Source organism: Flavobacterium sp., from assembly GCF_013823965.1.
In the GTDB taxonomy this organism is placed as follows: Bacteria; Bacteroidota; Bacteroidia; order Flavobacteriales; family Flavobacteriaceae; genus Flavobacterium.
Genome location: NZ_PNNA01000063.1, coordinates 1 through 20,366 on the forward strand (window position 1 = coordinate 1; position 20,366 = coordinate 20,366).

Consider the following 20,366-nt stretch of genomic DNA (forward strand, 5'->3'; position numbering starts at 1 on the left):
GTGTTGAAGATGATTTTGATATCCAATAAAATGGACCAATTTTCCATATAGAAAATATCATATTTTACTCTATTGATGATGTCTTCGTCTGTTTCAACTTCGCCACGAAAGCCTTTTGTTTGGGCTAGTCCAGTTATTCCCGGTTTAACAAAATGACGCGCCATAAATTTATCCACTTTTAAAGCATACAAATTAGCAACACTTACCATGTGTGGCCTTGGTCCAACTACCGACATTTCGCCCAAAAAAACGTTGAAAAATTGGGGCAATTCGTCAATGCTTGTTTTTCGAATAAATTTACCCACTTTGGTGATTCGAACATCGTTTTTTGAAGCCAGGTCTAAATCCGCATTGTCGTTTAGTTCCATCGATCGAAATTTATAACAATTGAATTCCTTGTAGTTCAATCCATTTCGTTTTTGCACAAAAAACACGGGGCCTTTTGACTCCCATTTGATTATTATGGCCATTATTGGCGTAAGCCACGACAATAATCCTACAATTATAATTGAAGAAAAAACAAGATCAAAAACACGTTTAATGACCTTATTCATGGTTTCGTCCTGCAAAATATTCCTTAAGGAAATAACGGGAATGTAATCATAGTATTCAAATTTTGCATTTCGGGAAAGAATTTGTTTTTCGTCGGGAATAAACTTTAACGTTTTTAAATTATTGTCGGCAAAATCAATAATGTCGCTAATTTGATCCTCGGACAAATCGGCCATTGCACAATATATTTCATCTGTAGTATGTTGTAAAACAAAGGAAAAACATTCGTCAATTCTTTGTTTTTTTGAGTCTTCCAGAGTAAATGTCTTTATCAATTTATACCCATAATCCGGATTATCAGTGAAAAAATGTTTCAAGGGATTCGTGCTGGCATCATTGCCCAACAAGACAACAGTCCTGTAGTTTCCTCCATACAAAACTCGGTATCTGCGGAGAAAGTAGTAAATAAAGAGTTTAATTAAGAGAATTAAAATTATAGTCAAAGCAACATACAAGACCACTTTTTTTTGATTGGCAAACTCTGAATAATACAACTCCAGTGCCAGACAAAACAACACAAATAAAATGCCCTGTTTTAAGGCACAATTTAAGATTGCGATTACCTTTGTATAGCGATATACCTCATAAAAACCCAAATAAACGGCAATTGTAAACCAAGCAAAACTTATAAAAAAAGAATAAATAATCTCATTAGTATGAAACGGCATTATATAAAAAGCCAATACATTGATGATTATTAAATCGATCAAGTAGGAGAAAGGGCGAATATAGCCTGAATATCTTCCCGTTTTGGTCTTCACTAGCTGATGTACTTGGAGAAATCCTTGTGCTCTTCTTTTAATAATTCTTCTGTGGACAAAGATTTGAAATAGTCATAAGTGATTTTCATTCCCTCTGTCCTATTTACTTTAGCTTCCCAACCCAATAATTTTTTGGCTTTTGTGATGTCGGGTTGACGTTGCAAAGGATCATTTATCGGCAATGGATGATAAACCACTTTTTGGTTGGTTCCCGTCAATTTTATGATTTCATCAGCGAAGTCCTTGATGGTAATTTCGTCTGGATTTCCAATGTTTACCGGATAAACGTAATCCGAATGCAACAATCGGAAAATACCTTCCACTTGATCGTCCACATAGCAAAAAGAACGCGTTTGCATTCCGTCGCCAAAAATTGTCAAGTCTTCGCCACGAAGCGCTTGGCCAATAAATGCTGGAATAACACGACCGTCATTGAGTCGCATTCTTGGGCCGTAAGTGTTAAAAATCCTCACAATTCTGGTTTCCACGCCGTGAAAAGTATGATAGGCCATCGTAATGGATTCCTGAAAACGTTTGGCCTCGTCATAAACGCCTCTTGGTCCAATGGTGTTTACGTTTCCGTAATATTCTTCCGTTTGCGGATGAACCAATGGATCGCCATAAACCTCAGAAGTGGATGCAATAAGAATTCTGGCTTTTTTGACTCTTGCCAATCCCAAGAGATTATGTGTTCCCAAAGACCCAACTTTCAAAGTCTGGATTGGAATTTTCAAATAATCTATCGGACTTGCCGGCGAAGCAAAATGAAGGATATAATCTAATTTCCCAGGAACGTGGACAAACTTGGTGATGTCGTGATGGTAGAATTCAAAATTTTCCAATTTGAACAAATGTTCTATGTTTTTTAAATCGCCCGTGATGAGATTGTCCATTCCAATGACAAAATAACCTTCCTTTATAAAACGGTCGCAAAGATGTGATCCTAAAAATCCTGCAGCTCCAGTAATTAAAACTCTTTTCATATTTTTACTTGGGTTCGTAAACCCAATTATTTCACGTTAAAAATTTGTTCCAATATTTTGATGGTAATCAAATAAGTGGGTTTTACCCCTGTTGTTCCCAAACCACCCGAAGCCAATGTGCTTCCAGTTTCCAATGGATTATCCGATGCATAATAAGCATATCTCACTTTTACGTCCAGCGGTATGCTTTTTCTAATTTTTGAAGCTGACTGAATGGCTTTTTGATAATAAGAACCTTCCATTTCCAGTCCAATTACACCCCAAGTTGATTCGTGGAAAAACTTCAACAAATCCTTGTTTTGCAATGAAGTTCCCAACACCGTAACCATCGGGCCTTCAAAAACAGGAATGCCGTCTTCTTTAAACATATCTCCCGACAATTCGTTGTGGAAAAAATAATTGTCTGCCGTGCCTTCATTGATGTGTGCCGAAGGAATCATGATGTCGCCTTTTCCACCTTCGAGAATTCCGGCTTTCCCCATTATGGATACTGATTCCACGTTGAGTAAAGTGTTGTTTTTCTTGAAAGGCTTCAATAATTCGTCTATGGTTTCGTAGGCTTGTTCTCCAAAAGCATAATCCATAACAATTATCACGGGTTTTTTATCTTTTATTTTTGCTGTTGGAAACGATGATTTAGCCCAATCAATTTTTGCCGTGTCAAAAATTTGCACGTCAATATTAGTTCCAGATGCATCAGGAAGCGAAATCATTCCGTGTTGTTTTGCAAATTCCTCTACTTTGTCCCTAACTTCATAAGCGCCAGATTTACTCAATTCTTCATAAATAAAGAAATCAGATTTGTCTTTGAACTTGGTTTTTAACACCGTCGTGGCAAAAATGGAGTTCATCACACTATGCATATTGGCACTGATAACGTGAATCGGACGATCTAAAAGCTTGTTTTCTTTTAAAACTTCCTTGATGTTTGTTGCCCAAATTTCACCGTGAATGTGGTGTCCTAGTCGCTCTCTTAAAATAGGACTGAATGTTATGGTTCTTTTATTGTCGTCAACAACCTCTTCTATCGCCAATTTTCCCAACCAATAAATGACGTGCAAGAAACGATCTGGCGATAATTCGGATCCAAAAGCGTCGTAGATGTCCAAAACTTCAATGAATGTTCTTCCCAGAATGTTTGCCGCATGAGAAACGGCTTTCTCTTTTTCGATTTGCGAAAGTTTTTTCTTTTGGGAAACGGCCAATTCCAGTTTTTGCCAATCACGAGAAACTTCACCGGCATCGTCCAGTAAAACCCTGTTTCTAATCTTGTGCGATTCTATGAAAATGAAGGTCAAATGCGTCAAAATATCGTAAATATCCGAACGTCCTCGGGTAATTTCCACATTCATTTGTTCTTCATCAATACGATAACAATTTCTTCTTCTTTTAGGAGGAACAATCGCTTGGAAATGTGATTTTGAGTAACCTTCATCCGATGTTAAATTGATGAATCGACATTCCTCAATTCCTATCGGAAGACGCTCAATAACGTATAAAAGTCCGCTTAATTCTACTTTTTCTTCGGCAATATTTCCGTAAATTTCTGGTCGCAAAGCCAATAAAGCTTCTCGCAGTGTATCACCGGAAACACCCATTGGTTTGTAAAAACCGCGGTTAAACAAATGGCGCATCGTAATGTACATTTTTTCGATAGCCGCCGAAGATTCTTGTGCTCTAGATCTTGATATATTTTTAATTTCTTTCATTTTATTTTATTTTGTAACCTACAAATGTAGGTTATTTATGGTTTAGTTGGTTAAGATTAGATTTATTACTGGTTCATTAATCATCATTTTACCGGATGAATCACCATCGTTCTGCTTTGTTTTTCTATTCCATTTTCCTCCCGAAAAAGTATACAAAAAATCTCTTTCGACGTAATTGTACAGCACAAAAGGGAAATAAGTCTTTTGTAGTTGCGTTATGTTGGTGTTTAAATCCGTGATACTTTTTTCGGTTTTGTTCTTTTCTATCATTAATTTTTCGAATCCAACAAAAACCCCATTTTTTGGAAACTTTAAATTGAAGTCCTTTACATCAAAACGGTTGATTCGTGTTCCTTTTTTGACCGTGACAACAAAATCTTTGTCTAAAAGTTCTTCGCCCGGAAAACCATTGGAATCAACATCATAAAAATGAATTTTGATAATGGCATCTTCAATTCTGCTATCCAAATAAATACTGACTTGCTTTATGTATTTCGTCTTTTTGTATGACGGAAAATAAGGAAAAAACTTCGTGTCAATCTTTGGACCGTTGTCGAAAGCTTGATAAATCTCGTTTTTTGTTTTGCCAATTTCAACGCTTTTGGTTCCAATGCTTTTTGAAATCACGACCTCGTCAAGCGAGTAAGCTGCAGGTTTTAAAAACACTTCCGAAGCTTCTGAAGCCTTGATGATTTTCTTTTCGAATCCCAAAGTCGAAAAAATCATTTTTTTTCCATTTCCAGTTGCATTGATAAAAAATGAGCCGTTTTCCTCTGAAGTCGAGCCAATATTTTCATTCTGAACCCAAATATTTACATAAGGAATTGGCTTACCGGAAAGGCTGTCTTTTACGATTCCTTTTATTTGCGCCGAAAGTGAAAACGTAACCAAAACCAATGCTAAAAAAAGTCTTTTCTCTGTCATCTTTTTTCTATACTCTTCTTAACAAATCGACAATTTTCCTGTCGTTGCTCAATCTTGGAATCTTGTTTTGTCCGCCCAGTTTCCCAATGGATTTCATATAATCTTGAAAACCGTTCTTGGCCACTTTGGTAATCACCACTTTTCGCAAGACATTGCCCACAATCAAGTCGTCGTAATAAATGTTTTGTTTGCGCATTGCATTGTCCAAAGCTTCCGCAAAAGCATCCCAATTTTCAGGTTCGTTTTCAAATTCGATGAACCATTCGTGGTACGGCAAACCTTCGTTTGGAGTAATTTGTGGTGCTACCGTAAATTCGTTGATGCGAATGTCGGTTCCGATAATCGCTTCCTGCAAAGCACTTTCCACTTCCTTGCCGATGACGTGCTCGCCAAAAGCCGAAATATAATGCTTAATTCTTCCTGAAACGATTACACGATACGGTTTCAAACTCGTGAACTGAACCGTGTCGCCAATGTTGTAGCCCCAAAGTCCGGCATTGGTCGAAAGAATCAACACATAATTTACTCCCAATTCAACTTGACCGATGGTGTAGCGTTTTGGATTTTCGGTATAAAATTCGTCACTTTTGATGAATTCGTAGAAAATTCCCGAGTTCAGCAACAGCAACATTCCTTTTTCTTTTTGCGAGTCTTGGTAAGCAAAAAATCCTTCCGAAGCGGGAAACAATTCGATGCTATCGACTTTTCGACCAATCAAATTTTCGAATTTGGCACGATAGGGTTCATAATTCACGCCACCATAAATGAACAAATTGAAGTTTTTGAAGATTTCGCCCACGGGCTTGCCTCCTTTTTGCTGCAATTTCTCGAAATACATTTGCACCCAAGATGGAATCCCGGAAATGACGGTCATATTTTCATTGAAAGTTTCTTCGACGATTGCGTTTACTTTGGTTTCCCAATCTTCGATGCAATTGGTTTCCCAAGAGGGCATTCGGTTTTTTTGCAAATATTTCGGAACAAAATGCGCCACGATTCCGGATAATCTTCCCAATTTTACGCCATTTTTTTCTTCCAAAATAGGGCTTCCTTGCAAGAAAATCATTTTTCCGTCGACAAAATCGGCGTTTCCTGTTTCGTGAATGTAATGCAGGATGGCATTTCGTGCGGCTTCGATATGAAAAGGCATCGATTCCTTGGTCAGCGGAATGTATTTAGCTCCCGAAGTCGTTCCTGAAGTTTTGGCAAAATAAAGCGGTTTGTCTTTCCAGAGCACGTTTTCCTCGCCTTTCACGACTTTGTCAACATAGGATTTCAAGCCTTCGTAATCCCGAACGGGAACATTTTTTGCAAAGTCTTCAACCGTTTTTATTTGATCGAAATGATGATCAAGACCAAATTGTGTGTTTCTGGCCTCACGAATTAAATCCTCGAAAACTCGCTGCTGCGTTGCTATTGGATTTGTTGCCCAAAGTTGTGTTTTTCGATATATTTTTTGAGCAAAGATTTTAGCAAAAAAAGATTTTAAAGACATTTATTTGTTTGTGTTTGACTTCTTTTTAGGAAGATTTGTTTTTTGGTTTTTCTCCTCTTTTGCTACTTGATTTCTTAATTCCAGTTCTTCTTTTGAAGCGGCCAAATCAACTTGTAATGGGGCTTCATCGGCTGTGGCGAGGATGGAATCTTTGTTGAATTTGGCATATTCCAGTTCGCCTGTCAATACTTTTTGGATGGATTTGATGTAGGCTTCGTTTTTCTTCAAAGCTAAGGTCAACGAATCTGATTTTAGCGCCAGTTCCGTGGCATCTTTTTTTAATTTGGAAGACGAATATCCGGGAATAAACTCGCGCAAAGGCGTGAAAGCAATAATTACGGTGGTAGACGAAATTAATAAAATAGCTCCCAAAGTTGCAGCCACAAAAACATTCATTAGATTCAATTTGAAGGAAAAAATTTCTTCAAAAGTATCTTCATTTAAAATAACCAATCGGTTTTTTAAGAATAGTTTGTTGATTAGATTTCTTCTTTTAAGCCTCTTTTCAGACATATTTTGCGTTTATGATACAAATATAATAATTAATGCAATCATACCCATGTTTTCTTGTTTGTGTTTGAGTTAGGATTTATTTTATCAAATTTTTAACGCATTCGAACTTAAATAAATACCTTCAAATGAATTTATGTTAGGGAATTCTATATACCTTTGCCTCACGAATTATTACAAATTTGCTTCGGCAATAAATTATTTTAATCATGGGAAGATTAGGTGTAACGGAAATCCTGGTTATTTTGGCAATTGTTTTATTACTTTTTGGAGGTAAAAAAATTCCAGAATTAATGAAAGGTTTAGGTAGCGGAATCAAAGAATTCAAAAACGCTGCCAAAGACGACCAACAACCGGCGGATAAAAAAGAAGACGAAACTAAAGAATAAATTTTCTTTAAATTTCAATTTTAAAAGATTCCAAATCCCAATTTTCAAGTTGGAATTTGGGATTTTTTATTTTAATTGAAGATTATAATATCATGCTCAACTGAATGCGTTTCCTGTCTTCATCCACCTCTGTGACTTTTACCTCAACGTGCTGGTGCAGTTTCACCACTTCATTGACATCGCTTACAAAACCGGCTTTAAGCTGTGAAATGTGAACCAATCCGCTTTCTTTCAAACCGATATCTACAAAACAACCAAAATTGGTAATATTATTGACAATTCCTGGCAGAATCATTCCAGTTTTCAAGTCTTTAATCGTTTTTACATTCGGGTCAAATTCAAAAACTTTGGCTGATTTTCTTGGATCCAATCCTGGTTTTTCGAGCTCTTTAATGATATCTTTTAACGTTAATAAACCTATTTCGGGCGTGATGTAATTTTCGGCTTTAATTAAAGCTGTTTTCTCTTTGTTGGCAATCAAATCATTTACCGAAAGTTTTAAATCCTTTGCCATTTTCTCTACAATTCCATACGCTTCCGGATGAACGGCAGAATTATCCAAAGGATTTTTGGCATTCGAAATTCGGATAAAAGCGACTCCTTGCTGATAGGCCTTGTCGCCTAAACGAGGGACTTTTTTTAGCTGTTTTCGATCTGTGAAAGGACCATTTTCGGAACGGTAATTCACGATATTTTCAGCCAGCTTCTCTCCTATTCCACTCACGTAACCCAACAAATGCTTGCTCGCCGTGTTAATATTTATACCCACAGAATTCACGCAACGAACTACTGTATTGTCCAATTCTTCCTTGAGTTTGGTTTGATCCACATCGTGTTGGTATTGGCCTACGCCAATGGCTTTCGGGTCAATTTTTACCAATTCGGCCAACGGATCCGAAAGTCTTCGCCCAATGGAAACCGAACCACGAACCGTAACGTCATAATTAGGGAATTCCTCTCTCGCAATCTTCGAAGCTGAATACACCGAAGCTCCCGCTTCTGAAACGATGAAAACCTGGACCGGTTTATCAAAAGCAATTTTCTTGATGAAGAATTCCGTTTCTCTGGAAGCCGTTCCATTCCCGATGGAAATCGCATCAATATTATAAGCATTGACCATCGATTTTATCTTTTTCATCGCCATCGACGTTTCGTTCTGCGGAGCGTGAGGATAAATGGTTTCGTTGTACAGCAAATCACCTTTTTCATCCAGACAAACCACTTTACAACCACTTCTAAAGCCTGGATCAATAGCCAGAATTCGTTTTTCGCCCAAAGGCGGTGCCAACAACAATTGTCCCAAATTATTGGCAAAAACCTGGATTGAATTGGCATCAGCTTTAGCTTTGGCTTCCTGCAAAGCTTCGTTTGAAATAGCAGGATTCAACAATCTTTTATAACTGTCTTCTATGGCTAATTGTATGTGCGGCGTACTTGGATTTTGGCCTTTCAAAACCAATTCGTCAATAATATCGTAGGCTTCGTCAATATCAACTTCGACTTTAAACTTGATAAAACCTTCATTTTCGGCTCGAAGCATCGCCAACAATCTATGCGAAGGCGCTTTGGTCAACGGTTCTGACCAATCGAAATATTGATTGAATTTTTGGGCTTCCGGCTCGTCTTTTTTAGTTTTTACAACTTTGGTTGCAACGGTTGCTTTTCGTTGAAAAAGTCTTCGCAACTGTTTACGGACATAAATATTTTCGTTAATCCATTCGGCAATAATGTCTCGTGCACCTTGCAAAGCAGCGTCTTCATTAATGACATTTTCATTGATATATTTCGTGGCAATAAAATCGACATCGTCGTTGTTTTGTGCCATCATGATTTTAGCCAAGGGTTCCAATCCGTTTTCGCGAGCGACATCGGCCTTGGTTTTTTTCTTCTTTTTGAACGGTAAATAAAAATCCTCCAATTCCTGCAAATCGAAGCTCTGCTGGATTTTTTTATCTAATTCGGGTGTCAATGCATTTTGCTCTTCAATCGACTTTAAAATAGCTTCTTTTCGTTTGACGATGGCTTCGTAATCCTTCTGCAATTTGGCAATTTGTTCAATCAAAACTTCGTCCAAATTTCCTGTTTTATCTTTTCGATAGCGGGAAATAAAAGGAATCGTGCAATCTTCTTGCAATAATTGAACGGTGTTTTGAATGTTTATGGCTGCTGTTTGAACAGACTTGGCAATGAATTGTATGTTGGTCATTTTTTAAATTTAGGCTATTTTAATAATAGAATAGGGCTTATTTTTTGGGTCTCAACACCACCGATGCTTTGGTGAAATCCGAAGAAGCGTTGATTACGTTTCTGTATTCATGGTAGGTTTCCTTTGGATAATTTATGGATTTGTAAATCTCGAAAACCTCTACAATCAATTGGTTTCCTTCCACTTTTGCGGTGGATTTGAAAGAGCAATTTTTGCTTTCGTCCCCGCCCATTTTCTTGTCGACTACCAAATCCTTGAAACTTTCGATTTCGTAACCTTTTGGAATATTGAAAATTATTTTGTGTTTGAATGTTTTGGCATAGTTGATGTCCACATCCCATTTTCGTTCTGTCTCTTGGTATAAATTAGCTTGTTTTCCAATCATTTTTCCGAGGTTTACCAGCACTAAATTTCCCGCATTTTCTGTCAGGGATTCTTTGGCTTCAGCATTGACTTTTACAACATAGGGCGTGTTGGTGTAATTGTATTTGAACTCTTGGTTTTCGAAGGCATAGTTGGCTATTTTCAGGTCAAAATCGTCACCAAAAATCCTTTTCTTGATGTAATCCACAAGTTCTTTTTCGTCTTCATTTTCTTTGATGTATTTGATCCAGCTTCTATTCAACTGTCCATCGTATCCAGAGATTGAATATGTTTTTTCCAAGGTTGCCGTTGCTAAATCATCTGAAAGCGAAACAGTACTTTGCGATTCGTTTACGGTAAATTCTGCCGGTGCAATTGGGAAAGTAATTTCGGATATTTCTTTTCCTTTTTGTCCGGGAGAATAGGTTTTTCCTTTTGAAGCTTGCACTTCATACATTGGATAACCGTAACACAAATATTTCTCGTAAGGCGAAAGAAATTTTTGGGTTTCCGGGATGTAATACATAAATTCATGGGAAAGTGGCACGACAAACTTGTCATCGGCAACTTCACCCATAAAACGAGACATTCCCACGACCACTTGATACGGAATTTTTAATTCCTTGAGTGTAAATCCATATAAATCAAACACGTCATTGGCATTTAATTTTTGCCTGCCGTTATTTAAATTGGTGATTTTTTGGGCGGTTTCCCCTTTCCCTACAAAATCGAAATTGTCTTTGATGTATTCATCTATTTTAAGCAATTTTTCTTCGGTTGATGCCGTTTCAAGGTTTAATTTTTGGATAAATTCTCTTGCCTGGGTTTTCTTGAAATATTGGAAAGACGGCTTGGAAAGGTATTGCGGCAAAAAATAACTCCAGCTATAAATGTCATAAGGCGGGGCGGAAACCATGTAAATTAATTTCACCAAATTCTTTACATTCTTGGCGTTTATTTCTTCTTTATAAGGTGGAATATTGGTGGCTGTTGAAATGGTTTTGCTGTTGGAACCACTTTTTTCAAACTCACGCGAAGCATAAGTGGCAAATTTTACCCCTTCTTGAGTGTGTGTAAACTCGGCCAACAAAACCGGAATTTCTTTTTGGAAAACCTCGACTCCATAAGACATCGGGTTTTCTTTGATGATGAAATAGTATTCCAAAATATCGCCCGCTTCCACCCCTTCGAAAACTATCGATTTTACTTTGTCTATTTCTGTCTCAATAATTTTGTCTTGCGGCAATACCTTGATTTCCCCGCTTGGTTTGATGACACGGGCGTGAAAATCACGCACATCACGAATATAGCCATTGTCTTGGGCTTTGATTTTGTTGTATTTATTGATTTCCTCGGCTTTGCTTATTTTTATGGCCACGTGGTTCATTCCAAAAGTAGCATAAGCATAAGCGCCCACTCTGGTGTGGACCCAGCGTTTGTCAAACAAAACCACTGCCGGTTGATTTTTATATTCTGCGGGAATTTCGGCAAAAGTTGGTTTTTCGTCCCAGGTGTAACTTTTAATTTCTTGGGAAAAACCTTGAAACGACAATAATAGAACGATAATCAGGGCAATTTTTTTCATTATTTGGAAAGAATTATGGATTGATTGTATTGTTTGGTCAATGCTTTTATGAAAGAATTCCAAAGCACAAAATCTTTGGTTTCCAACAGTAATTTTTTGGATTCGATTTTTTGGTTTACCGTGATGGTGTTGTTTGAAACCTTGTATTGAATGTCAAAACTTCCCAAATCGTTGTCTGTTTTGACATTTTCGGGCAAAAATTCCACTTTGTAGCCCGATGGCATTTCGTATTGATACTGAATTTCATAAACATGAGCCAATTCGTTTTCGATGGAAAATTTTCTCTTTTCAATGTCTATCAAAGTTTCTTTTAGTGGTAAAAGCAAAATTGGTTTCAATAATAATTTACCGTTGACATCCTTGATGCCGTCTTCCAATTTGAGTTTGAAATTTGCTTTTGAAGGCTGTTCTTGATAGTCGTTTTTTTGCAATTCTTGACTTTCCAACTGTATTTTCAGGTTGTTCTTTGTAATGACGTTTTTCCAAATTTCAGTTTCTTTTTGGTTATTGGCCGAAAGATTGTTCAATAGATAACTCTTGTTCAATCCCGAAATCGTGGCAGTTGCATTTCCAACAATGTGATTGTTTTCGAGGTTCAGTTTCATCAAAATGGTAGTTTTATTTCGGTTGGACTCCACTTCGGGGACAACTTCAATTTTAAAATCTTTTTCTGATTTACCTATTATGGCTTCTTTGTCTTGAATAAAAGCGGAAGGCAACGGGAATGGACAAAATTTGTCGGTGGCATCGAGAAAATAACTTTTTCCATCGATTACTACATTGGTAATCATGTGATTGTCCACTTGTGGGGTTGGCACATCGGCATATTTGTAAGGTTTGCTTCGCGTTCCTATCCAGGTGAGATTGGAATCCAATTGGGCATATTGCAGCATTTGGTTCAAAAGGTTGGCCATATCCTTGCAATCGCCATATAATTTTTGGTATACATCCGAGGCTTCCCTTGGGATAAAACCTCCCATTCCGTTTTCAAAAGCGACATAATGAATGTTTTGTTGCACCCATTGATAAATTGCTTTGGCTTTTTCGAAGTCGGATTTTTGACCTTTTATAAGTTCCTCGGTTTTATTTTTCAAAGCGGTTTGATCCGTTTTGTTGATGTCTTTCGTTATCGAATAATACCATTGGTATAGTTTTTCCGGCGTTCCCAAAAGCTCTTCTTTTTTTCCGGCTATTTCATAACTTTTGATGTAGTAAATGAGGTGTGTCATAAAATAAAGCGAACTTGGCATATCTTCTTCCCCTTCGAATTCCGGAATATCCTTGGCTTCCCAAGTGTAAATGTCGAGATTTCCTTCGGTGGTTTTGGTAAAAATTATTTTGTCTTGATGGTTTCCAAAAAGTTTAAAACCAATTTCGGTGGAAGATTGACATCTAATTTGGAGTTTAGAACTTTCTGTTTTTATCGGGTTTTGAAATCTAAAACTGGATAAAAACCGTGGTTGCTTGATTTTAGTTTTATAAGAGAATTCAATTATGGAATTATCTTCCACCTTTGGCAGTACAAAAAATTTGTATTTGTTGTCGCTTTTGTAAATGTTTTCGTATTCGGCATCATAAGTGCCAATATATGAAGAACTTAAATCTACTTTTTTGTTGGTCCTAACAATAAATGTAGAACCTTTAATACTCGAAATTTCGCTAAAACTATCAAATGGAATTCGAATGGCGTATTCCTGGGTATTTTTGCTTTTAGAAATAGCCCTGCTTTCAGATACAAAAGTTTCTATTTCCAAGGTTTTACCAGAATTGATATGGACTGTTTCGTTGCTGTAAACTATTTTTGATTTTTCTTGGGAAAACAATTGAACGGAAAACAAAAACAATGCAATGTATTTTTTCATTCTATTTAATTAGGGGTAAAATTGAAAAATATTCTTCTTTTTTTAGTTTGTCACACGCTGTTTTATTCGAAATTATCAAACCACTTCAATTGATGCTGTCAATCCTGGACAATAAAATCCTTTGAAGCTTCTTCTCTTTTGTATTCTGGTTGAATATTGATGTGATTGATTTTAAATTTATCAAATAAAATGTGCTCCATTTGATGCAGTATTTCATTAAATTCAGACATTTTTAAGTCTTCCGAACAATCTAGATGTGCTTCGAGGTGAAGTTCTTCATCGTTTAGATGCCAAACATGAATGTGATGCAATTTATTGATGCCCTTTATTTTATGAACTTCACTGACTATTTCGTTTATGTTGATATGAACGGGCGTAAAAAGCATCAACATTTGGGTAGAGTTTTTCAGTAAATCAAAACCAACAATCAGCAAGTAAACGGCAATGACCAAAGTCAGTAGGCTATCGACCCAAAACCATTGGAAATATTTCATCAACAATCCGCCAATTAAAACCGCAACTGAAGCCAACATATCGGTAAACAAATGCAAATAAGCCGACTTCATGTTTAAGTTTTTGTCAGCGTCATTTTTTAACATCAAAGCTGACAAACCATTGGCAACAATTCCTAAAATGGAAAGCCAAATCACCAATCCCGATTTTATCTCTTCTGGATTGAAAAAACGTTCGATTGCTCCATAAACCAGAAACAAGGCCACAATAATCAAGGTCATGGCATTGACAAATGCGGCAATCAATTCTGCTCTTTTGTAACCAAAAGTTTGGTTGACCGAAGCTTTTTTTCTTGATAATTTATGGGCAACATAACTGAAAACCAGCGAAAGTACATCGGAAAAATTGTGCAATGCGTCCGAGAGCAAAGCCAAACTTCCGGAGAGAATCCCTCCTATGACTTGTGCCACCGTGATTACAAGATTTAATACAATCGAAAACAAAAGGTTTTTACCTTGTACTTCGTGATGATGATGACCGTGATTGTGATTGTTTCCCAAAATATATCAACAACTAATTTTATCCACTCTGTTTTGGTGTCTTCCACCTTCGAATTCTGTAGTCAAAAATGTGTCTACAATTTCAATCGCTTGTTGAATCGAAGTGTAACGAGCGGGAATACTTAAAACATTCGCGTTATTATGCAAACGGGTCAAATAAGCAATTTCTTTTATCCAGCATAAACCTGCCCTCACTTTTGGATGTTTGTTGACCGTCATGGCAATTCCGTTTCCTGAACCACAAATCACGATTCCAAAATCGGCTTTTCCTTCAGAAACATCGGTCGCAACGGGGTGACCAAAATCTGGATAATCTACAGAAGCATCAGTGTCTGTTCCATAATTAGTTACTTGGTGTCCTTTTGATTCTAAATATTGAACGATTGCTTTTTTATAATCTGGACCTGCGTGGTCATTTCCTATGGAGATTTTCATGTTGTTTATATTAGTTGTGTTGCGCAAATTTAGGGAAACAATTGCTGAATTTTGAAATATATCCTGTTAAATATATAACAGTCATAGTATTAATCCCCTGTATTGAAAATAAAATGACATCAATATAAATTCACAAGAAATAATGGTTCTTTTACAATTAATATGTTAAAATAACATGGTGTTAATAGCATTTCATAAATCATTGATAATCAGTTAACCTTAAATTAACATTGATTGTTTATAACTTTGAATAGAAAATTAGAACTATTTCTTGTTGGTGTCAAATAAAAACGTAATCCAAAACCGGAATGAAAAAACCAAATATAGTTTGGTCAATTTTTAGAAAAGTTATTGATAGAAAAAACGATATTGTTAACAAAATTTGAAAGGTGACTTATTTACAAATTCCGTATTTTTTTAATTGTCAACAACTGTTAACAGCTTTTTAAAATGTCTTTAAAATGAACGATTTGGTTTACCATAACTATGTTAATAAATCATTATAAAAACACATAACTACAAAATTAGCTTTTTAAGATTAAAGTTATTGTAACTATTAACACACTATAATAACCATCAAAAAATTAATTTAATTTCCTTTTTCTTTTTGTTGTATTTAATATATGTTGACAACTTTTAACTTTTAGAATTTTAAACAATTTTCAAATTATTGTTTAATTCGTCCAATATGCTTTGGACTTTTTCAAAATCGTTGGGATGAATTTTTAGTTTAATTCCGCCCAAAGCATTCGAATAAAATGGAGCAATGGAAGACATCGTTTCATTTTCGAAAAAATATTGAATTCCTTCCTGGTCCAATCTATGTTTGAGAACCACGATTTCGTGCGTATAATTGAATATCGCTATGGTTTTAAACTCTTCCATTTTACTTTTTTTATAAAGATACAAAAGTTATAATTTAGATAAATCTGAAATGTAAAATCTGAAAACCGAAATCTTATTCGTAATTTTAGACTTTTAAGAAAAGATTTATGAGTAAAAAACTGAGAAAACCAGAAAAAAAAGAGAAAGATTTCTCAAACAAAATTATAAAAATATTAGCCCAAAATGCCAATAAAGCATTCAATTATAAACAAATAGCAGCCATTTTAGAAGTAGATGACACTAAAAGCAGGAATGAAATCATCCGAGATTTAAAAATTCTTGCGGCACAAAAAAAGGTCGTTGAAACAGAACCTGGAAAATATCTTGTCAAAGCCATAAGCCAAGATTACTACGAAGGAATAATTGACATGACGGGAAGAAGAACGGCTTATTTTGTTTGTCCTGAATTAGAAGAAGACGTCTTTATTCCCACCAACAATTTGAACCGAGCTTTAGACAAAGACAAAGTAAAAGTGTATGTCTATAATCGTAGAAAAGGCAGAAGACCAGAAGGTGAAGTGATTGAAGTGGTCGAAAGAGCCAAAACCGATTTTGTGGGCGTCATCGACATCCAGAAGAATTTTGCTTTTGTTTCGACTGCCAATCCCAAAATGTACACTGATATTTTCATTCCAAAAGACAAATTAGGCGAAGCAGAACAAGGCGACGTGGTTTTGGTTCATATAGAAGATTGGCCCAAAAGAGCCGATAGTCCATTTGGTTCCGTGATAAAAGTGCTGGGAAAACCAGGAGAACACGATACCGAAATTCACGCTATTCTTGCTGAATATGGTTTGCCGGCAGAATTTCCGGTAGAAGTAGAGGTTTATGCCCAGAAAATTGACACTACAATCAACGAAAGTGAAATAAAAAATCGTCGTGACATGCGCGATACCTTGACTTTTACGATTGATCCAAAAGATGCCAAAGATTTTGATGATGCTTTGTCTTTCAAAAAATTAGAGAATGGAAATTATGAAATTGGAGTTCATATTGCCGATGTATCTTATTATCTTCAAGAAGGAACGATTCTGGATGATGAAGCGTATCAACGAGCGACTTCAGTATATTTGGTAGATAGAGTAGTGCCAATGTTACCAGAAGTTTTATCCAATTTTGCGTGTTCATTGCGACCAAGAGAAGAAAAATATACATTCTCGGCCATATTCGAAATCACCGAAAAATCACAAGTGGTCAACCAATGGTTTGGCAGAACCGTGATTTTTTCTGATCAACGATTTTCGTATGAAGAAACCCAACACATTATAGAAACTAAAGGAGACATCATTCCGGAGGAAATTTCCATTACCGGTAAATCATACCAAGTTTCGGAAGAAATTGTAAATGCGACCTTGAAACTGGATAAATTAGCCAAGATTTTAAGAAGAGACAGAATGAACAACGGCGCAATTTCTTTTGATAAAGTGGAAGTAAAATTCAACTTGGACAACGAAGGCGAACCGGAAGGCGTTTATTTCAAAATTTCAAAAGATGCCAATCATTTGATTGAAGAATTCATGCTTTTAGCCAATAAAAAAGTGGCGGAATACATTGGAAAACAAAAGAAAACCTTCATTTATAGAATTCACGACGAACCAAATGAGGACAAATTAATTGCGATGCAAACCGTGATTGCCAAGTTTGGTTACAAAATAGATTTCAGGAATAAAGGCGATATTTCAAAATCATTGAATGCTTTGTTGAATGATGTCAATGGAAAAAAAGAACAGAATTTAATTGATACTTTGGCTATTAGAACAATGAGCAAAGCTAAATATTCGACTGACAATATTGGTCATTATGGATTGGCTTTTGATTATTATAGTCATTTTACTTCGCCAATTCGTCGTTATCCAGATGTAATGGTGCATCGATTATTACAGTTTTATCTTGATGGAGGAAAATCTGTCGATGAAGAAAAGTATGAAGCAAAATGTTTACATTCCTCCACTATGGAAGGTTTGGCCACAAATGCCGAGCGTGATTCCATCAAATACATGCAGGTAAAATACATGCAGAACCATAACGACCAGGAATTTTTGGGTGTAATTTCCGGTGTGACCGAATGGGGAATTTTTGTTGAAATCATCGAAAATAAATGCGAAGGAATGGTGAGAATTAGGGAAATAAAAGACGATTATTACACTTTTGACGAAAAACAATATGCTTTGGTTGGCGCGACAACAAAGGCTTTACTACAATTAGGCGACGAAATTTACGTTAAAGTAAAAAATGCTGATTTAGTCAAAAAACAATTGGATTTTAATTTTATAAGACGAAATGATTAAGTGTTTTTTTTATAAACATTCTAATTTAAATTTAAAAAAATGAAAAGGATAATTTTAGTGGTATTTGTATTGTTGACACAATTTAATTATGGTCAAACAGTAATTAATTTAGGTGATTTTGATGAAATAAAAGTGTTCGATCAATTGCATGTAACTTTAATTCCGTCCGATGAAAATAAAATAGTGATTACCGGAACAAATCAAAGTAACGTTGAAACAGTCAATAGAAATGGCTTGTTAAAAATCAGAATTTCCCTGACTAAAATATTGGAAGATAACAAAGATCTTAAAGTAACTTTATACTTTAAAGAGCTTGAAAGTATAGATGCCAATGAAGGAAGCAATGTTATTTGTGATGCTATTTTTAAACAAATTTCAATGGATTTATCAGCCCAAGAAGGTGCTCGAATAGAAGCGATGCTTGAAGTTGAAAAAACAACAGTCGAAGCTTTTTCTGGCGGTATAATTAATTTATCAGGCAAAGCTGTGAACCAAAAAGTTTCTATCAATACTGGAGGTGTTTTAAAAGCAAAGGATTTGGTTACTTCTCAAACTACAATTAATATTTCTGCCGGTGGAAATGCAGAAATAAATGCAACAACACTTGTTGATGCTAAAGTAAATGCAGGTGGTTCCATTTCTATTTATGGTAAACCAAAACAAATAAAACAACAAGAACTTGCCGGTGGAACAATCACCGAAAAATAAATAACAATCACTGAATTTTTTTTAAGAAGTTCTTTATAATTTAATTAATACATCAATTTTTAAAGTTTTTTTAATGATAAATGACATTTTATCGGGTATTCCTTGGGGAGTTTTTTTAAGTTTCATGATAGGTCCAGTATTTTTTATATTACTGGAAACTAGTATTATAAAAGGATTCAGGGCAGCTTTGGTATTTGATTTAGGAGTAGTTTTGGGCGACATTGTTTTTATAACCATTGCCTATTTAGGAAGTTATAGATTGATAACAAGTCTTAAAGATAATTCAGCCCTGTTTATGTTTGGGGGAATTTTGATGCTGGCTTACGGCGTCATTTCTTATATCGCTTTGAGAAAAGAAAAAAAAATTGACACTCATAAAATTGACACTGAAATTATCAAGAAAGACTATTTAGGATTATTCATAAAAGGATTTTTTTTAAACATCATCAATATTGGAGTTTTAGGATTTTGGTTGGCCGTAATTATTTCCGTTGGACCAAAATTAGAAATGCAAAACTCCAGAATGTTGACCTTTTTTGTAACTGTAATTCTCTCTTATTTATTGATTGATTGCATCAAAATTGTATTGGCCAAACAATTAAAAACCAAAATGACTCCAAAAAATATTCTCAAAATCAAGAAAATAATCAGCATTGTTTTGATGGTTTTTGGTGTGGCTTTAATTGTTCAAGGTTGGTTTCCAAAAGAAAAAGAAAAGTTGAAAGATGCTTTGGAAAGGATTGATAAGTAGGTTTTAGAATATCAACAACTTGCGTAATTTTATGATGTACAAGTAACTTGACAATAAGTAACCTAACAAAGATAACCACAAAAAAGAACAGAATTAAAATGAAAGAAAAAATAGTGCGGATTTTTGGATGGATTTCTGTTGTGTTTTATTCAATTATGGCATTGGTGACGTCGTTTATTTTAATTTATGAGAATTTAGATATTTATGCTATTTTCTCTTTATCCATTTTCGTTGGAATGGCTTTCACGGGATGGAAAACACGAAATTTTGGATTGATTAATTTTAAACCTACTCGTTTAAAAAGATTGTCGCAATATTTTCATTGATTTTTGGATGTTTCTTTGCAATATTTTCTCCTTATATCTTTGCAAGTAGCTATGGTCTTAGAGATTCATATGAGCCTATTATTGTTTTGATTATTATGTTTCTTCCTTCAGTGATAACTTCTATTTCGATTTTAATTAAAATTAAAAGTTGATTAGTTAAAACTTCTGGTAACAGCCGTGACCAATTGCGAAACTCTCTTTAATTTGAGCTTACTAAACATCCAAGCATTTTTTCTAAAAATTAACCACAAAAAAATTCCAATTCTCCTTTAAAGTTTTAGCCGTATCGTCCGGATTCGAACTATAACTTTAATTCATTTTCCTAAAAATTAAACATAAAAAAACCTCTCAAAAAGAGAGGTTAATTCAGAGGCATCGTCCGGATTCGAACCGGAGTAGGAGCTTTTGCAGAGCCCAGCCTAGCCGCTCGGCCACGACGCCAATTATTTATTGGTGTGCAAATATAGGCAAAAGTTTAAAAGTTTAAAGTTTAAAGTTTAAAATTTTTTGTTTTCTAAATGCTGAAATCTAAATTCTAAATTCTGACTTCTGAAATCTTAAGTTCTGTATTCTTCCATTTCTATCGTAACCGCTTCAACATCACCGCCAATGGGAGGATTT

General features: G+C 35.4%; 17 protein-coding genes and 1 tRNA gene. 5 read left to right on the top strand and 13 right to left on the bottom strand.

The features are described 5' to 3' along the window. The 6 genes from C0430_RS07340 to C0430_RS07365 form a co-directional block, all read right to left on the bottom strand. Window positions 1–1,313: exopolysaccharide biosynthesis polyprenyl glycosylphosphotransferase (locus C0430_RS07340; RefSeq protein ID WP_290867387.1), on the bottom strand; the 1,313-nt coding region annotated here is incomplete at its 3' end. Then, complete coding sequence (locus tag C0430_RS07345) at window positions 1,313–2,296, bottom strand: UDP-glucuronic acid decarboxylase family protein (RefSeq protein WP_290867389.1); 984 nt, start codon at window positions 2,294–2,296, stop codon at window positions 1,313–1,315. The genes C0430_RS07340 and C0430_RS07345, both read right to left, overlap by 1 nt. Window positions 2,297–2,322: 26 nt before the next feature. Beyond that, on the bottom strand, window positions 2,323–4,005 hold the full coding sequence (locus C0430_RS07350; RefSeq protein WP_290867391.1) for a hypothetical protein: 1,683 nt from the start codon (window positions 4,003–4,005) through the stop codon (window positions 2,323–2,325). Window positions 4,006–4,047: 42 nt separating this feature from the next. Further along, window positions 4,048–4,929, bottom strand: a complete 882-nt coding sequence (locus C0430_RS07355; RefSeq protein WP_290867393.1) for a carboxypeptidase-like regulatory domain-containing protein — start codon at window positions 4,927–4,929, stop codon at window positions 4,048–4,050. A 7-nt stretch (window positions 4,930–4,936) separates the two neighbouring features. Then, on the bottom strand, window positions 4,937–6,424 hold the full coding sequence (locus C0430_RS07360; protein WP_290867395.1) for a GH3 auxin-responsive promoter family protein: 1,488 nt from the start codon (window positions 6,422–6,424) through the stop codon (window positions 4,937–4,939). After that, a complete protein-coding gene (locus C0430_RS07365) occupies window positions 6,425–6,937 on the bottom strand; it encodes a peptidase (RefSeq protein ID WP_290867398.1) in 513 nt (170 codons plus the stop codon). It abuts the gene before it with no gap. 206 nt (window positions 6,938–7,143) lie between these two features. Here C0430_RS07365 and C0430_RS07370 point away from each other — a divergent pair, with 206 nt between their 5' ends. Next, window positions 7,144–7,323 (top strand): twin-arginine translocase TatA/TatE family subunit, encoded by a 180-nt coding sequence (locus C0430_RS07370; protein WP_290867400.1) that lies wholly within the window; start codon window positions 7,144–7,146, stop codon window positions 7,321–7,323. Between the two features lie 82 nt (window positions 7,324–7,405). Here the strand turns inward: C0430_RS07370 and C0430_RS07375 are convergent, their stop codons facing one another. The 6 genes from C0430_RS07375 to C0430_RS07400 all read right to left on the bottom strand — a co-directional run bounded on the left by C0430_RS07375 (window position 7,406) and on the right by C0430_RS07400 (window position 15,672). Beyond that, on the bottom strand, window positions 7,406–9,529 hold the full coding sequence (locus tag C0430_RS07375; RefSeq protein ID WP_290867402.1) for a Tex family protein: 2,124 nt from the start codon (window positions 9,527–9,529) through the stop codon (window positions 7,406–7,408). Between the two features lie 37 nt (window positions 9,530–9,566). Next, complete coding sequence (locus tag C0430_RS07380; protein ID WP_290867404.1) at window positions 9,567–11,477, bottom strand: hypothetical protein; 1,911 nt, start codon at window positions 11,475–11,477, stop codon at window positions 9,567–9,569. Continuing rightward, window positions 11,477–13,339, bottom strand: a complete 1,863-nt coding sequence (locus C0430_RS07385) for a DUF3857 domain-containing protein (protein ID WP_290867406.1) — start codon at window positions 13,337–13,339, stop codon at window positions 11,477–11,479. Before C0430_RS07385 ends, C0430_RS07380 begins: the two co-directional genes overlap by 1 nt. Before the next feature lie 98 nt (window positions 13,340–13,437). Beyond that, on the bottom strand, window positions 13,438–14,352 hold the full coding sequence (locus C0430_RS07390; RefSeq protein ID WP_290867408.1) for a cation diffusion facilitator family transporter: 915 nt from the start codon (window positions 14,350–14,352) through the stop codon (window positions 13,438–13,440). Between the two features lie 6 nt (window positions 14,353–14,358). Further along, window positions 14,359–14,787, bottom strand: a complete 429-nt coding sequence (gene rpiB / locus C0430_RS07395; protein ID WP_290867411.1) for a ribose 5-phosphate isomerase B — start codon at window positions 14,785–14,787, stop codon at window positions 14,359–14,361. Between the two features lie 651 nt (window positions 14,788–15,438). Continuing rightward, the gene (locus tag C0430_RS07400) at window positions 15,439–15,672 is read right to left on the bottom strand and encodes a DUF2007 domain-containing protein (protein ID WP_290867413.1); all 234 of its coding nucleotides are present in this window, start codon (window positions 15,670–15,672) and stop codon (window positions 15,439–15,441) included. Window positions 15,673–15,779: 107 nt separating this feature from the next. Here C0430_RS07400 and rnr point away from each other — a divergent pair, with 107 nt between their 5' ends. From rnr to C0430_RS07420, 4 genes are all read left to right on the top strand, one after another. Beyond that, window positions 15,780–17,960, top strand: coding sequence for a ribonuclease R (rnr, locus tag C0430_RS07405; protein ID WP_290867415.1), 2,181 nt, complete (start codon window positions 15,780–15,782; stop codon window positions 17,958–17,960). Window positions 17,961–17,999: 39 nt separating this feature from the next. Beyond that, window positions 18,000–18,668: a head GIN domain-containing protein gene (locus tag C0430_RS07410; protein ID WP_290867418.1), complete on the top strand. Its 669-nt coding sequence runs from the start codon at window positions 18,000–18,002 to the stop codon at window positions 18,666–18,668. A gap of 73 nt (window positions 18,669–18,741) precedes the next feature. Next, window positions 18,742–19,419, top strand: a complete 678-nt coding sequence (locus C0430_RS07415; RefSeq protein ID WP_290867420.1) for a LysE family transporter — start codon at window positions 18,742–18,744, stop codon at window positions 19,417–19,419. 98 nt (window positions 19,420–19,517) lie between these two features. After that, window positions 19,518–19,745, top strand: a complete 228-nt coding sequence (locus tag C0430_RS07420; protein WP_290867422.1) for a hypothetical protein — start codon at window positions 19,518–19,520, stop codon at window positions 19,743–19,745. Between the two features lie 370 nt (window positions 19,746–20,115). Here C0430_RS07420 and C0430_RS07425 read toward each other — a convergent pair. Next, a tRNA-Cys gene (locus tag C0430_RS07425) sits at window positions 20,116–20,186 on the bottom strand. Window positions 20,187–20,366: the final 180 nt, after the last annotated feature.

Bases quoted from the DNA above. Each gene is read 5' to 3' on its own strand.
- C0430_RS07415 (WP_290867420.1), top strand. From the start codon at position 18,742: ATGATAAATGACATTTTATCGGGTATTCCTTGGGGAGTTTTTTTAAGT.
- C0430_RS07360 (WP_290867395.1), bottom strand. From the start codon at position 6,424: ATGTCTTTAAAATCTTTTTTTGCTAAAATCTTTGCTCAAAAAATATAT.
- C0430_RS07375 (WP_290867402.1), bottom strand. From the start codon at position 9,529: ATGACCAACATACAATTCATTGCCAAGTCTGTTCAAACAGCAGCCATA.
- rnr (WP_290867415.1), top strand. From the start codon at position 15,780: ATGAGTAAAAAACTGAGAAAACCAGAAAAAAAAGAGAAAGATTTCTCA.
- C0430_RS07385 (WP_290867406.1), bottom strand. From the start codon at position 13,339: ATGAAAAAATACATTGCATTGTTTTTGTTTTCCGTTCAATTGTTTTCC.
- C0430_RS07400 (WP_290867413.1), bottom strand. From the start codon at position 15,672: ATGGAAGAGTTTAAAACCATAGCGATATTCAATTATACGCACGAAATC.
- C0430_RS07420 (WP_290867422.1), top strand. From the start codon at position 19,518: ATGAAAGAAAAAATAGTGCGGATTTTTGGATGGATTTCTGTTGTGTTT.
- C0430_RS07380 (WP_290867404.1), bottom strand. From the start codon at position 11,477: ATGAAAAAAATTGCCCTGATTATCGTTCTATTATTGTCGTTTCAAGGT.
- C0430_RS07345 (WP_290867389.1), bottom strand. From the start codon at position 2,296: ATGAAAAGAGTTTTAATTACTGGAGCTGCAGGATTTTTAGGATCACAT.
- C0430_RS07370 (WP_290867400.1), top strand. From the start codon at position 7,144: ATGGGAAGATTAGGTGTAACGGAAATCCTGGTTATTTTGGCAATTGTT.
- rpiB (WP_290867411.1), bottom strand. From the start codon at position 14,787: ATGAAAATCTCCATAGGAAATGACCACGCAGGTCCAGATTATAAAAAA.
- C0430_RS07350 (WP_290867391.1), bottom strand. From the start codon at position 4,005: ATGAAAGAAATTAAAAATATATCAAGATCTAGAGCACAAGAATCTTCG.
- C0430_RS07365 (WP_290867398.1), bottom strand. From the start codon at position 6,937: ATGTCTGAAAAGAGGCTTAAAAGAAGAAATCTAATCAACAAACTATTC.
- C0430_RS07410 (WP_290867418.1), top strand. From the start codon at position 18,000: ATGAAAAGGATAATTTTAGTGGTATTTGTATTGTTGACACAATTTAAT.
- C0430_RS07355 (WP_290867393.1), bottom strand. From the start codon at position 4,929: ATGACAGAGAAAAGACTTTTTTTAGCATTGGTTTTGGTTACGTTTTCA.